At 66.8% G+C, this 14,531-nt stretch carries 10 protein-coding genes; 5 read left to right on the top strand and 5 right to left on the bottom strand.

From position 1 onward, the window contains the following. Nucleotides 1–33 precede the first annotated feature (33 nt). Genes AP428_RS22335 through AP428_RS22325 form a run of 3 tightly spaced genes read right to left on the bottom strand, consistent with a single transcriptional unit; the run spans nucleotide 34 to nucleotide 3,132 of the window. Entirely contained in the window at nucleotides 34–999 is a 966-nt protein-coding gene (locus AP428_RS22335) for an NAD-dependent epimerase/dehydratase family protein (RefSeq protein ID WP_011548085.1), read from the bottom strand. Beyond that, nucleotides 986–2,032, bottom strand: a complete 1,047-nt coding sequence (gene gmd / locus AP428_RS22330; protein ID WP_011548084.1) for a GDP-mannose 4,6-dehydratase — start codon at nucleotides 2,030–2,032, stop codon at nucleotides 986–988. The genes AP428_RS22335 and gmd overlap by 14 nt, the downstream gene beginning before the upstream one ends. A 35-nt stretch (nucleotides 2,033–2,067) precedes the next feature. Further along, nucleotides 2,068–3,132: an acyltransferase gene (locus AP428_RS22325; RefSeq protein WP_011694680.1), complete on the bottom strand. Its 1,065-nt coding sequence runs from the start codon at nucleotides 3,130–3,132 to the stop codon at nucleotides 2,068–2,070. 469 nt (nucleotides 3,133–3,601) lie between these two features. On the opposite strand from AP428_RS22325, the gene AP428_RS22320 reads away from it, so the two are divergent. From AP428_RS22320 to AP428_RS22310, 3 genes are read left to right on the top strand one after another with little or no spacing between them, the layout of a single operon-like run. Then, a complete protein-coding gene (locus tag AP428_RS22320) occupies nucleotides 3,602–5,794 on the top strand; it encodes a hypothetical protein (RefSeq protein ID WP_041489412.1) in 2,193 nt (730 codons plus the stop codon). A 19-nt stretch (nucleotides 5,795–5,813) separates the two neighbouring features. After that, a complete protein-coding gene (locus AP428_RS22315; RefSeq protein ID WP_006479321.1) occupies nucleotides 5,814–7,280 on the top strand; it encodes a flippase in 1,467 nt (488 codons plus the stop codon). Continuing rightward, complete coding sequence (locus tag AP428_RS22310) at nucleotides 7,277–9,742, top strand: glycosyltransferase family 4 protein (RefSeq protein ID WP_011548081.1); 2,466 nt, start codon at nucleotides 7,277–7,279, stop codon at nucleotides 9,740–9,742. The genes AP428_RS22315 and AP428_RS22310 overlap by 4 nt, the downstream gene beginning before the upstream one ends. A gap of 381 nt (nucleotides 9,743–10,123) precedes the next feature. Here AP428_RS22310 and AP428_RS22305 read toward each other — a convergent pair whose 3' ends face one another. Continuing rightward, nucleotides 10,124–11,299: an acyltransferase gene (locus AP428_RS22305; RefSeq protein ID WP_011548080.1), complete on the bottom strand. Its 1,176-nt coding sequence runs from the start codon at nucleotides 11,297–11,299 to the stop codon at nucleotides 10,124–10,126. A gap of 219 nt (nucleotides 11,300–11,518) precedes the next feature. Here AP428_RS22305 and AP428_RS37235 point away from each other — a divergent pair, with 219 nt between their 5' ends. Then, nucleotides 11,519–11,662: a hypothetical protein gene (locus AP428_RS37235; RefSeq protein WP_006479318.1), complete on the top strand. Its 144-nt coding sequence runs from the start codon at nucleotides 11,519–11,521 to the stop codon at nucleotides 11,660–11,662. A gap of 230 nt (nucleotides 11,663–11,892) precedes the next feature. Next, a complete protein-coding gene (galU, locus tag AP428_RS22300) occupies nucleotides 11,893–12,780 on the top strand; it encodes a UTP--glucose-1-phosphate uridylyltransferase GalU (RefSeq protein WP_011548079.1) in 888 nt (295 codons plus the stop codon). A 373-nt stretch (nucleotides 12,781–13,153) separates the two neighbouring features. On the opposite strand, the gene AP428_RS22295 is transcribed toward galU, so the two are convergent. Next, entirely contained in the window at nucleotides 13,154–14,272 is a 1,119-nt protein-coding gene (locus AP428_RS22295) for an acyltransferase (protein ID WP_011548078.1), read from the bottom strand. Nucleotides 14,273–14,531: the final 259 nt, after the last annotated feature.

The following is a 14,531-nucleotide window of genomic DNA, read 5'->3' as shown; positions in this document are numbered from 1 at the left end:
CGGCGTATGCCGTCGCGTGCGTTTCGCCAACGTTCAGCCAGCGGTGTGCCCGGGCGGTGCGGCACGCATCGCGTCCACCATCCAGCGCAGCGTTTCGTCGAGCGGCGTGACCGGCAATTCGCCCACCGCGCGCCGCAGCTTGTCGCGCGACCCGCTCAGGCTTTTCACTTCGTTGTGCCGCACGAAGCGCGGGTCGATCGTCACGTCGATCACGTAACCGGCGATGCGCGACAGCATCGCGAGCACTTCCTTCAGCGAATACGCGCGCTCCGAGCAGACGTTGAACGTCTCGCCGGCCGGCGCGGCTTCGATGAGCTTCAAATAGGCGGCCGTCACGTCGCGTACGTCGGAGAAATCGCGGCTCACGTCGAGGTTGCCGAGGGAGATCCGCGGCGCGTTGCTCGCATAGTGCGCGACGAGCTTCGGCAGCAAATAGGCATCGCTCTGGCCGACACCCGTGTAGTTGAACGGCCGCGCGATCACGATCGGCAGCCGGTCGGCCCAGAGCTTCGCCGCATATTCCATCGCGAGCTTGCTGACCGCGTAGTCGTTCGCCGGGGCAGGCGCGACGGTTTCGTCGAGCACGCCGGCCGTCGAATTGCCGTAGACGTTCGCACTGCTGGCCAGCAGCACCGCCGACGGACGGCGGTCGAGGCCGGCGAGCGCCGCCAGCAGGTTGCGCGTGCCGACGATGTTGACTGCGTAGGTTTGCGACGGCTCGTCCTGCGCGACGTGCGCACGCGCGGCGAGATGCACGACCGCGTCGGGGCGCGCATCGGCCGCGGCCGCGCGCATGGCCTCCGCGTCGAGCAGGTCGGCGGGCAGCAGCGTGCAGTGTGCGAACGCCGGATCGGCGGGGCGGGGCGTGCCGGGCGCGACCGTGCCCCAGACGTCATAGCCGGCCGCCTGCAGGCGTTCGGCCATGTAGCGACCGGTGAAGCCCGTCAGGCCCGTGACGAATGCACGGCGCGACGGACGCCCGGTTTCAGAACGTGTCATGGTGTTGGTTCCGCGTCAAATCCGCTTCGACCATCATCTGGCAAAGTTGTTCGAGCGTCGTCTTCGGTGCCCAGCCCAGTTTGCTTTTCGCCTTGTCCGCGCAGCCGATCAGCAGGTCGACTTCGGCCGGGCGGTAGAACTTCGGGTTCACTTCGACGAGCACGTTGCCGGTCGCGGCATCGAGGCCGCGCTCCTGCTCGCCCTTGCCGGTCCATTCGATCTGGTAGCCGGCCGCCGCGAACGCCATCCGCACGAAGTCGCGCACGGTTTCGGTGCGGTTGGTCGCCAGCACGTAGGTGTCGGGCTCGTCGGCCTGCAGCATGCGCCACATGCCTTCGACGTATTCGAGCGCGAAGCCCCAGTCGCGCTTCGCGTCGAGATTGCCGAGCTCGAGCTTGGTCGCCTTGCCCAGCTTGATCTTCGCGATCGTGTCGGTGATCTTGCGCGTGACGAATTCGCGGCCGCGCAGCGGCGATTCGTGGTTGAACAGGATCCCGCTGCTGCCGAACAGGCCATACGATTCGCGATAGTTCACGGTCATCCAGTGCGCGTACAGCTTCGCGACGCCGTACGGGCTGCGCGGATAGAACGCGGTGGTTTCCGTTTGCGGAATGGCCTGTACCTTGCCGAACATCTCGGACGTCGACGCCTGGTAGAAGCGCGTCTTCGGGCTCACGACGCGAATCGCCTCGAGCAGGTTCAGCGGGCCGATGCCGGTCACTTCGGCGGTCGTCGCCGGCTGGTCGAACGACACGCCGACGAAGCTTTGCGCGGCCAGGTTGTAGAGCTCGTCCGGCTGCGTGCGTTCGAGCAGGCGCAGGCTCGAGCCCGCGTCGGTCAGGTCGTGCTCGACGAGCGTCAGGTTCGGGTGCGTGTCGACGCCAAGCTCGGCGATACGCCAGAAGTTCACCGAGCTGGTGCGGCGGTAGGTGCCGGTGACTTCGTAGCCTTTGTCGAGCAGCAGTTTGGTCAGGTACGCACCGTCTTGCCCCGAAATTCCGGTGATGATGGCCTTTTTACGCGTTTGGCTCATGGCGTTGTCCTGGTAGAAGCGATGGATGATGAAATTCAGGCGGTCGTGCCGGCGGCAGCCGGCACCGCGCGGCGCGCCGGCCCGCGTGTCAGGCGCCGTTCGAAGCCGTACCAGCTCAGGGTCGCGTAAGCGAGCGTGATCGCGAGCGCGAGCACGGCCGTGACGAAGCGGTTCAGATGCAGCGGCCACAGCGCGTACAGCACGCTCAGGTGGATCAGGTAGACGGTGTAGCTGACGGTGCCGACGTAGACGAGCATCGGGTTCGTCAGCACGCGCTGAACGAGGCCGCGGCCGCGCAGCGCGATCACGACGATCGACGTGCACAGCAGCAGCGAGATGCTGTAGAGCGCTGCGTTCGACAGCGGCGTGTTCGCGGCGCGAAAGCGCGGGAACGACAGGTGCAGCCAGCCGAGGATCGCGAGCGACACGAGCGCGCCGACGATCGCGAGCGGATAGAACGGCTCCAGCGCGCGCCGGTCGCGGCGCAGCACGATCGCGAGCAACGCGCCGGCTGCGAGCAGGTCCATCCGGAACGGCGTCAGGTAGTAGATCGGCCAGAACGAATCGAACCACGGCGTCGCGATCGCGCGCAGCACCGGCGCCGCGACGATCAGCGCGGCGGCGACCCACAGCAGCGCGCGCTCCGAGCACCACAGCACGACGAACGGCCAGAAGATGTAGAACTGCTCCTCGACCGCGAGCGACCACAGCACGTTCAGGCTGTCATGGCCGATGCTGCCGAGCGACAGCCCGATATTGGTCGAGAAAAACGCGAACCACGGCCAGTGCGGCAGCCAGCTCGAGCCGAACAGCAGCGTCGACACCAGCAGCAGCAGCACGTACGGCGGCAGGATGCGCCGTACGCGACGTGCGTAGAAGTGGCTGAAGTACGACTGCCCGCGCGCCTTGCGATCGAGCAGGATGCCGGTGATCAGCAGGCCGCTCAGCACGAAGAACAGATCGACACCCATCCACAGCGGCGCCTTCAGTGCGTGCTGCAGGAATACGGCGCCCACGGCGATCGCGCGCAGCCCGTCGAGCTGCACGATCCGGCCGTGTTGCGGCGGGGCGAGGTCGGCGGGGCGCGCCAGGGCCGTCATCGCGCGGCTCCTTCACGACCCGCATCCAATGCGTGTACGTATTGCATGCCTTTAAATCGAATATGGAATCGAAACCGATTCTAGGGAAAAGAAATCGGTAAAAAAACGCGCGTCGGTTAGCGGGCGATAAATAGGCAAATGCCGATTATTACGATCACGGCATGAAAGGTTGGCGCCCGGACGGGCTCGCCAGGCGGCGCAGAGCGGAATTTTCTACGTGGCGGCGCGGGAGAGGCGGTCGTTATTGCCGTTTTTGGGCGTCATTTATTCGCTGTTCCGGCTCGATATTTCAGGCAGAAACATCCCCAAATATTTCCAAATTTCTTGTGATTATTTTTGCTTGTAACCTGCATCGCGACGTTTGAAACCCATTTAGCGACAGGGCGCGGCCGCGGGCGATCCGTGGCGGCGCCGGTCGCTGTTGCATCGAGTCTGGAGAAGCGCATTGCGACGTCTGATTCTGGTTGGCATGACGGTATGCGCGGTGCTGCTGACGAGCGCCGCGCCGGCCGAAACGGTGTTGCCCGCGACGACCTCGTGGATCGGCAACACGTTCGGCTATGGCGATGGCACATGGACGCAGATCGACATCCGCGCGATCGCGGTGACGCCCGAGGGCAAGGTGTATACGAATGCGCCGTGGGACGAGAGCGGCGCCGAGGCGAGCGTCTACCAGGACGGGAAGATGCTCGGCTTCGCCGGCGGCACGCACGGCTGGGGCAATCTCGGCGGCAGCGCGATCGCGGTGAACGGCAAGTACGCGTATGTCGCGATCGGCGTCGGCAACGAGCGCGGCCACCTGCAGTCGCCCGGCATCTGGCCGGACAAGGGCAAGCAATGGTTCGGCATCTCGCGGCGCACGATCGGCGACATGAAGCAGCCCGCGCCGTTTCGCGCGGCGCCGCAGGTCGCGCCGGGCGGGCGTGCCGATACCGGCCGCGCACGGATGGCCGCCAGCTTCATGATGATGAACGAGGTGCCGGCGCCCGCACGCTCGGAAGTGGGTGAGGCGAAGGCGGAAGTGGGCGGCCTCGCGGCCGACGACAAGACGCTGTTCGCGACCAATCCGTCGCGCGACGTGGTGGATGTGTACGACGCGGAGACGATGCAGCAGAAGGGCACGTGGAGCGCGCACGAGCCGGGCCGCATCGCGCTCGCCGGCGACGGCACGCTGTGGCTGCTGACCGATACGCTGGGTGGGCCCGCGCATCTCGTGCACGTGCGGGCCGACGGCCGCAAGCTCGACGACGCGCCGGCGCTGCCGGAAGGCACCGACGCGGTGGACGTGGCGGTCGACGCGAAAGGGCGCGTGCTCGTCGCGGACAACGGGCCGCGCCAGCAGATCCTGATCTTCTCGAAAGGCGGCAACGGCTATGCGCCGTCGGGCACGCTCGGCGAACGCGGGGGCATCTTCGCGGGCCCGGTGCCGGGCCGGCCGGGGCCGCAGCGTTTCAACGGGCTGACCGGCGTCGGCGTCGACCGCGCGGGCAACATCTATGTATCGATGAACGGGATCGGGCCGCGCCACGACACGATCGGCGCCGGGCTCGGCGCGGTGCTGGAGAGCTACACGCCGGACGGCAAGCTGCGCTGGCAGGTGCAGGGGCTGCTGTTCGTCGACGGCGCGTGGCTCGATCCCGCGCGGCCGAACAGCGTGTACACGGGCAACAAGCGCTTCGAGCTCGACCTGTCGAAGCCGCCGGGCCAGGACTGGAAATACGTCGGCTTCCTGTCGAACCGCTTCAAGTATCCGGACGACCCGGTGTTCCACACGGACCAGTATCCGGGCATGCCGATCGCGCGGCGCGTCGACGGCCGCACGTTCCTGTACCTGACCGACATGTACGCCGATCACCTGAAGATCTACCGCTTCGACGCGAAGCGCGACGGCGAGGTTGCGATTCCGTCGGGCCTGATCGCGGGCCGCGCGCGGCCGGTCGACAAGGTGCCGAACAAGCCGCCGGGCGGCGACTGGCTGTGGCGCGACGCGAACGGCAACGGCCGGATCGATGCCGACGAGTCCGAGATCAACACGACGGGCAAGGCGAAGGCGGGCGGCTGGGGCTGGTGGGTCGACACGAAGGGCGACATCTGGCGCACGAGCGACGTGCGCGGCATCCACCGCTTCCAGTACGGCGGCGTCGACAAGGCCGGCAACCCGATCTATTCGTACGACAAGGTCACGACCTACCCGATGCCGCAGCCGTTCACGCAGTTGCGCCGCGCGATCTACGAGCCGCAGACCGACACGCTGTACGTGACCGGCTACACGGCCGATGCGCCGCCGCAGCCGGGCATCAACAAGGAAGTGGGGCGCGTGCTGATCCGCTTCGACAAGTGGTCGACGGGCTCGCCGGTCGCGCGCTACCAGGTGGCGCTGCCGTGGAAGCTCGATGCGAAGCCGATCTTCGACCTGATCGGGATCACGGTCGAGGGCCGCTACATCTTCACGGTGGAGCCGGTCGGCAAGATCCACGTGTACGACAAGGAAGCCGGCAAGGAAGTCGGCGTGATGAGCCCGGGCGCCGAGGTCGGCAAGGCGTCGGGCTGGGTCGACGTGCCGTTCGGCATCAGCGCGTTCCGGCGCGAGAACGGCGAGTACCTGGTGTTCGTCGAGGAAGACGCGCGCGGCAAGGTGCTCATGTACCGCTGGAAACCTTAACGGGCCCATGGGCTAAAGCATGGACAAAGGCATACTCAAGAACGTTTCGATCAACTTCATCGGGCTGATCCTGCCGACCTTCGTGTCGCTGGTGACCGTGCCCGCGTACATCCACGCGCTCGGCGTCGAACGCTATGGCGTCGTAAGCCTCGTGTGGACGCTGATCGGCTATTTCGGGATCCTCGATCTCGGGATGAGCATGGCCGCGCAGAACCACATCTCGAAGGCGCTCGCGAGCGGCAACGCCGACGAAAGCGCACGCGTGTTCTGGAGCGCGTTCTGGCTGAATCTCGGCACCGGCATCGCGGGCGGACTGCTGATCTATTTCGGCGCGTTCGTCTACACCGCGTATTTCACGAAGGTGTCGGCCGCGATGCAGCACGAGGTGTATCTCGCGCTGCCGTGGCTCGCGCTCGCGATTCCGCTCGCGAACGTGTCGTGGGTGTTCGCCGGCGCGATCAACGGCGCCGAACGGTTCGGCGTGTTCAACACGAACCAGACGATCGGCACGTTCCTGTTCCAGCTGCTGCCGCTCGCCGCCGCGTGGTGGATCGCGCCGAACCTGCAGACGGTGCTCGCCGCGGCCGTCGTCGCGCGGCTGATCGCGGCGGTGATGCTCGGGCAGGCCAGCATCAAGGTGCTCGGCATCCGCCGCATCGATCCGCCGCAGTGGGGCACCGCGAAAGGGCTGTTCAACTTCGGCGGCTGGATGCTGATCGCGAGCACGACCAGCATGATCGCCGACACGCTCGACCGCGTGATGCTCGGCGCCGGCATGGGCGCGAAATTCGTCACCTACTACACGGTGCCGCAGAACCTCGTCACAAGGTTGAACATGCTGCCGAACGCGCTGGTGCGCACGCTGTTCCCGCGGCTGTCGGCGGTCGGCCGCGATCATGCGGATACCCTCGCGCGCCAGTCGCTCGAATTCCTGAACGGCGTATTCACGCCGGTCGGCATCGTCGCGATCTTCGCGCTCGCGCCGTTCCTCACGCTGTGGGTCGGCGCCGATCTCGCCGCGCATTCGGCGCCGGTCGGCCGCGTGCTGGTGATCAGCGTGTGGCTCGTCGGCCAGGCGAGCGTCACGCGCATCCTGATCCAGTCGCAGGTCAACCCGGCCCGCGCGGCATTCGCCGGGCTCGTCGAGATGCCGTTCTTCGTCGGCGGCCTGTGGTTCGGCATTCATCACTTCGGGCTGATCGGCGCGGCGGTGGTCGTCGCGGCGCGCGCGCTCGTCGACTACGGCGTGCTGCTGTACCTGTCGGCGATCCGAATGCGCGCGATCGTGCTCGACATGCTCGCCCATCTCGCCTTCCTGCTCGCGAGCCTGTTTCTGGCCCAAGCCTGGTCGGGGCTCGGCGAGTCGATCGGCATGTGCGCGGTCGTGCTGGTGCTGAACGTCGCGTGGTCGCTCACGATGACGCCGGGATTGCGCGCACTCGTGCGCGACCTGTTTGTCCGTCTCAATGCGAGGAAAACCATATGAATCGCGATCTGGCGGAACACGCCGTCCTGAATCTCGCCGCGGCCGATGCCGCCGTTGCCCACCCGGGCGACGCCGCGCTGCACCGCGCGGTGCCGGCCGAGCGCGCGGGCGCGCGGCAGCCGGCGCGTGCGCTGCGCGTGGCGATCGTCCACGACTGGCTCGTCACCTATGCGGGCGCCGAGCGCGTGCTCGAACAGATCGTCGCGTGCTTTCCCGACGCGGACCTGTTCAGCCTCGTCGATTTTCTCGACGACCGCGCATTCGTGCGCGGCAAGCCGGTGAGGACGTCGTTCATCCAGAAGCTGCCGTTCGCCCGCACCAAGTACCGCAGCTACCTGCCGCTGATGCCGCTCGCGATCGAGCAGCTCGACGTGTCCGAGTACGACCTCGTGATCTCGAGCAGCCACGCGGTCGCGAAGGGCGTGCTGACCGGGCCGGATCAGGTGCACATCAGCTACGTGCATTCGCCGATCCGCTATGCGTGGGACCTGCAGCACCAGTATCTGGAACAGTCGAACCTCACGCACGGGCCGAAATCGCTGCTCGCGCGGATGATCCTGCACTACATCCGCAACTGGGACACGCGCACCGCGAACGCGGTGGACGGCTTCGTCGCGAACTCCGCGTTCATCGCACGGCGCATCAAGAAGGTCTATCACCGCGACGCGGCGGTGATCTTTCCGCCGGTCGACGTCGACGCGTTCTCGCTGAACGCGGTGAAAGAGGATTTCTACCTGACCGCGTCGCGGATGGTGCCGTACAAGAAGATCGACCTGATCGTCGAGGCGTTTTCGCGCACGCCCGAGCGCAAGCTCGTCGTGATCGGCGACGGCCCCGAGATGCAGAAGATTCGCGCGAAGGCCGGCCCGAACGTCGAGATCATGGGCTACCAGCCGTTCGCGGTGCTGCACGACCGGATGCGGCGCGCGAAGGCGTTCGTGTTCGCGGCCGAGGAGGATTTCGGGATCTCGGTCGTCGAGGCGCAGGCGTGTGGCACGCCGGTCATCGCGTACGGCAAGGGCGGTGCGCTCGAAACCGTGCTCGACCCGCAATCGAACCTGCACCCGACCGGCCTCTTCTTCGACGAACAGACGCCGCACGCGATCGTCGCGGCCGTCGACGATTTCGAGCGTGCGCCGCAGCGCTTCACGCCTGACGCGTGCCGCGCGAACGCGGAGCGCTTTTCCGCCGACACGTTCCGGCGGCGCTTTCTCGACTACGTGGAGCAGGCGCTGCCCGGTTCGACCGCGCAGCGCGGCACGGCTGCCCCGCTGCCGGCCGCGCGCGGCCCGGCGACGCTCGTGCTCGACCAGAGCGGCGTGCTCGGCGGCGCCGAGCTGTCGCTGCTCGAGATCATGAAACACATGCGCGCGAACGCCGACGTGCTGCTGTTCGCCGACGGTCCGTTCCGCGCGGCGCTCGACGAGATCGGTGCGCGCGTCGACGTGGTCGAGCAGGGTGCGCTCGCGGGCGTGCGCAAGCAGGGCGGCGTGTCGTTCGGCGCGGTGAAGCAGCTCGTGCGGCTGGTGCGCGACGTCGCCCGGCGCGCGCGCCGCGCCGAGGTGATCTACGCGAACACCCAACGCGCGATGGTGGTCGCCGCGCTCGCCGGGCGGCTCGCGCGCAAGCCGGTGGTCTGGCACCTGCGCGACATCGTCAGCACCGATCATTTCGGCGGCAAGCAGTTGAAGGCGATCAAGTATTGCGCGCGGCTCGGCGTCACGCGCGTGATCGCGAACTCCGACGCTTCCGCGCAGGCGTTCCGCGCGCTGACGGGCTTCACGCCGCAGCACGTCGACGTCGTGTTCAACGGCATTTCGGCCGAACCGTTCGACGCGCTGGAAGGCGTGAGCCAGGCCGCGCTGCGCGCGCGCCTCGGGCTGCCAGCGGACGCCTGGCTGGTCGGCTCGTTCAGCCGTCTCGCACGCTGGAAGGGGCAGCACGTGCTGCTGGAGGCCGCCGCGCGGCACCCGGACATGCATGTGGTGCTGGTCGGCGCGCCGCTGTTCGGCGAGGACGACTATGCGGCGCAACTGCACGAATTCGTCGCGCAGCACGGGATGGACGAACGCGTGCATTTCCTCGGGTTCCAGCGCGACGTGGCCGCGTGCATGACGGCGGTCGACGTTGTCGCGCACACGTCGATCACGCCGGAGCCGTTCGGGCGCGTGATCGTCGAGGGGATGCTCGCGCGCCGGCCGGTCGTCGCGGCGCGGGCGGGCGGCGTCGTCGAGATCATCGAGGACGGCGACAACGGGCTGCTTTGCGAGCCGGGCAACGCGGCCGCGCTGGCCGATGCGCTGGCGACGCTCAAGCGTGACCGCGCGCTGCGCGAGCGGCTCGTCGCGAGCGGGCGTGCGACCGCGGTGCGCCGGTTCGGGACCGAAACCTACGTGGAGCGGGTCGAGAAGATCCTCGCGGATACGGCGAAAGCCGCCAAGGCCGCGAACGCGAAGAAGTAGCAGCCGGCGCGAGCCGGCGGGAAAGGGGCCCCCATGCGGCGTTGCGCTGCGCGGGGGCTTTGCTTTTCAGCGGGCGAGGTGTCTGGCTCCGGCAGACGGGTGTGTTTGCGTCGCGAATCCGCGGCGGGCGCGAGCGTGGCCGACCGTCATCTGAAACCCGGATCGAGCCATCGGCAACGCGAAGCGGGCAGGCGGACCGTTGAAGTCGTGCCGCGGCAAACCCCGCAGAGACGGCTTACGCGGGGCGTAGCGCGGTCGGAGAGCGGCAGGCTGCCGTTCCTTGTCGAACCGGCCCGCGACCGCGTGCCGGCCGTGAAAAAGCCCCCGCGCAGCGAGACGCCGCACGAGGGCTCCGAGACCGGACGGGCCGGCCGGCCCGCGTCAGACGGCCTGTTCGGGCGTCGACGCGACGACGCGGGCGGCGCGGGTCGGCTTGAAGCTGGCCGACCACATCATCGCCGGTCGTTCGAACATCCGGTAGAACAGGTACGCGACCGGAATCGCGACGGCCATGAACGCGAACGACGGCCAGATCGACAGTTGCAGTTCGGAGTGGAACAGCACCGAGCCGAGGCAGACGAACAGCGGCAGGTGGATCAGGTACAGCGAGTAGCTGAAGTCGCCGAACCAGCTCAGCACGCGCAGCGGCGGCGTCGGGCGCGGCGGGCGGGCGAGCGCGCGGTACAGGAAGCACGCGAAGCCGGCCGACCACAGCTGGAATGCACCGTACTGGCCGACATGGAACGCGCCGCAGCCGGCGGCCAGCAGCACGGCGGCCGCGACGTACCACGCGCGCGACGGCACGACGGCCGTGTCGCGTGACTGCTGCGCGCGCACGTCGGCGATCCATGCGCCGATCGTCCAGGACAGCCAGTACGACGTGAAGAACTGCAGGTCGTGCCGTTCGAGCAGCCACGCCGACGCGACGTTGACGAGCGCGACCGTGGCCACGACCGCCGGCATGCCGATGCGCCGGCGAAGCGCGAACAGCAGCGGATAGATCGCATAGAACTGCACTTCGAGCGACAGCGTCCACAGTGCGCCGTTCGACCCGTACGTGTAGCCGGCGACGCCCTGCAGCGAGAACAGGTTCACGAGGAACGCGACCAGGCCGACGTCGCGGATCTTGTGGCTGACGGGCTCGATCTGCAGGCTGACCGCGTCGAGCGCGAGCGTGAACAGCAGCGCGGCGAGCAGCACCGGGTAGATGCGCGCGAAGCGGCGCACCCAGAAGTTCGGCGCGTCGAGCCGGTACGCGGGGTTGGCCGCGAGCTTGAGCGCCGCGTTGCGGTGGATGCAGTAGCCGCTGATCACGAAGAAGATCGGGACGCCGGCGGAGCCCCATGCGAACGGGAAGGTCAGGTAGCCGGCGATCACGCCCGGGCTGAGTGCATGACCGTAAGCATGATGGAAGCTCTGCATGCCGACCCAGACGACCTGGCGGCAGTGGAAATAGGCGACGAGCAGCGCCGCGAAGCCGCGCATCGCGTCGATCACGTGTTCCTTGTGATCGGCGACGGGCGGCGCGGCCAGAGACGATCCGCTGAAAGCTTGCATGCGATTCGATTCCTTGCGACGGATGGACGGGAAGTTTGATCCAATCGTAATGCGCAAGAATTCGGTCAATGAATAAAAAAATCTCGCCCGGAAATATCGGTATTCCACATCATGGATTTATCCCGGCCGCGAAAGCGGTTCGTCGAGGGGCGCGAATTATTTGCCGATTTTTTTCTGATAGTTTGAAAGCTCCAGTTGATTGATGCAAGGAGCGGCAAGATGGACATGCATTGGATCGCGAGCGCTGCAGTACTGCTGGTCATGGCCGTTCTGTCGGCGTACCGCGAGGCGCTGAAGAACGAACCGATCCGCCCGGGCCTCGAGCGGGGCGGCGTGCCCTATATCGAGGAATTCGAATCGTAAGAATTTGTATCTGGAAAATCGGTAATTTGTTTCTGCTTCGGCAATCGGTTCGGCAATATCGACCGAATTGAAACGATTATATTTTTTCCGGAATAATTGGGCAATCAGTTCATATCGAAAATGAGCGGAGCGGAATTGGCAGTGCCGTCGATTCTCGATATGCCGTTCGGAACACAATCGCGCCGGGTCGCGGGTCGACGCGGCGCAGTCAACGCTATCAGGATGCGAACATGTTGAAAGTCACCAAGGCCGTGTTCCCCGTTGCCGGTCTCGGCACGCGGTTCCTCCCGGCAACGAAGGCGAGCCCGAAGGAAATGTTGCCCGTCGTCGACAAGCCGCTGATCCAGTACGCGGTCGAGGAAGCGATCAACGCCGGTATCACCGAGATGATCTTCGTCACCGGGCGCAGCAAGCGCGCGATCGAGGATCATTTCGACAAGTCGTACGAGATCGAGGCCGAGCTCGAGGCGCGCGGCAAGGAAAAGCTGCTCGAGCTCGTGCGCGGCATCAAGCCGAGCCACGTCAACTGCTTCTACGTGCGCCAGCCGGAAGCGCTCGGCCTCGGCCACGCGGTGCTGTGCGCGGAGAAGCTCGTGCACGGCGAGCCGTTCGCGGTGATCCTCGCCGACGACCTGCTGCACGGCGAACAGCCGGTGCTCAAGCAGCTCGTCGACGTGTTCGACCACTATCACAGCTCGGTGATCGGGGTCGAGACGATCCCGCGCGAGGACAGCCGCTCGTACGGCGTCGTCGAAGGCCGGGAATGGGAAGAGGACATCATCAAGCTGTCGGGCATCATCGAGAAGCCGGCGCCGGAGGATGCGCCGTCGAACCTCGGCGTGGTCGGCCGCTACGTGTTCATGCCGACGATCTTCGATCACCTGCGCAAGCTCAAGCCGGGCGCGGGCGGCGAACTGCAGCTCACCGACGCCGTCCAGTCGCTGCTCGCGAACGAACAGGTGCTCGCGTATCGCTACTACGGCACGCGTTTCGACTGCGGCAGCAAGATCGGCTATCTGAAGGCCACCGTCGAGCTCGCGCTCCAGCATCCGGAAGTGAGCCGCGAATTCGAGGCGTACCTGCGTACCTGCTTGCCCGCGCTGGCTGCCGTCGCTTAAAGCGGCCGCGCGCTCCGTCGTTTCAGGTGGTGGTTGTTCCGTTGGCCCCGGCCGCTCGCGCGCCGGGGCTTTTTTGTTTTTGCGGGCGCCCGAGCAGGATGCGCGACGTCTCGGTTGGCGTGCCGCGAACGTGCGGCAGGCGGTGTCCCGCGATGCGTGACGCGTACCGACGAGGCCGGACGTCGCGCGTGAAACCGGTGCCGAAGCATGCGCCGCGTGACCGGATCGGTGGAGGGGTTGCGCGGCATGCACGACACTCGCACGGGTGTCGCGCGATGACGCAGCGGCGGCTGCCATGCAGCCGGCCCTCGGGTGTCGCCGATATCGAAGCGTTCCCGTCCGGCTTTCGCCGTACGTCGCTTTCGCGTGCCGCTCAGCGCGGCGACGCGCTCGGCTGCGTGGCGAAGTGCCGGGCCAGCAGCGCGGCGATCGGCTTCTTGAAGTCGAGCAGCCGCTTTTCGAGATAACGCCAGGACAGGTGCGCGAGCAGCACGGCGAGCGCGAATTGCAGCATTTCCGGCAGCGCGTCGCGGACGATCTCCGGCATCGGCACGTGCGCGAAGGACGCGGGCAGTGCGCCGAAGCGCGCCGGAATCAGGTTGTGGAACAGATAGAAGCCGTAGCTGATCGTGCCGAGATAGGCGAGCGGCGCCCAGTCGAGCAGCGCGACGACGGGATGCTCGGGCGCGCTGACGATCCACAGCATCAGAGCGGCGAGCGACGCCGACAGGCCGAGATCCGCGAGCCCCGCGACCGCATCGGGCAGCGCCGTGAACGCCGGCAGCACGAGGAAGAACACGACGCCTGCCGCGCCGAGCCAGCCGGGCGGCACGCGGCGCGCGGCCGTCGCGCCGCGATCGGCGAGCGCCATCGCGCCGACGCCGCCGAGCGCGATCAGCGCGAAATTCCACGGGGAAAACGCGTAGATCAGCACCGGCGACGCGTCCGACAGGTAGAGCGCGAGATGCGCGATCGCGCACAGCACGACGGCCGCGACGCCGAGCGCGACGTGTCGCGCGGCGGGCACCGTGAGCAGCGCGAGCGGTGCGATCAGATAGAACTGCTGTTCAACGGCGAGGCTCCAGAAGTGCGACGTGGAGCCGGGCCAGCCGTCCTTGACGACGCCGATCCAGTAATTCGACAGGAACGCCGCGTGCCATGCGAGCCCGAGATTGACGCCGCGCTGGTAGAACAGCGCGTGTGCGATCGCGAGCGCGGCGAGCAGCAGGTAATACACGGGAAAGATCCGCAGCGCGCGCTTCGCGAGGAACAGCGCGAGTGCGTGACGGCGCGTCATGGTGCCGCGCTCGACCGCCTGGCGGTTGCGATGCAACTCGCCGACGATCAGGAATCCGCTGATGAGGAAAAACGTCCACACGCCGAGCTTGCCGACGTCGACGGCAAGGACATGGCCCTTGTGGGACAGGAAAACGAGGATGACGGCGAGGGCTCGCAGGCCGTCGAGTCCTTTGACGTATCTGACTTCGCGCATGGAGGCATCCGGGCATTGAGCGTGCCCAGTATAGGTGCGCAAATATCGAACGTAATTCGCGTTCGGACACGTTTGAGCCCATACGTGAAGGTGTTTTTGGATGCTCGAGCGTCGATGAAGTCGGTCGCGCGCAACAAAACCTGCGGGAAACCCCGCGAAAACGCATAAAAGTACTGCACGAAGCGTCAAGGCGCTTGTAGAATCCGGCGTTGAAGCGCGCGCGTTGCACGCTTCGTGTATCCAACGACCACACCTGGTA

The organism is Burkholderia sp. E168m22 (assembly GCF_001319805.1).
Taxonomy (GTDB): domain Bacteria; phylum Pseudomonadota; class Gammaproteobacteria; order Burkholderiales; family Burkholderiaceae; genus Burkholderia; species Burkholderia orbicola.
The sequence above is the reverse complement of the archived record's forward strand: the minus strand, read 5'-3'. Positions and strand labels throughout refer to the sequence as shown.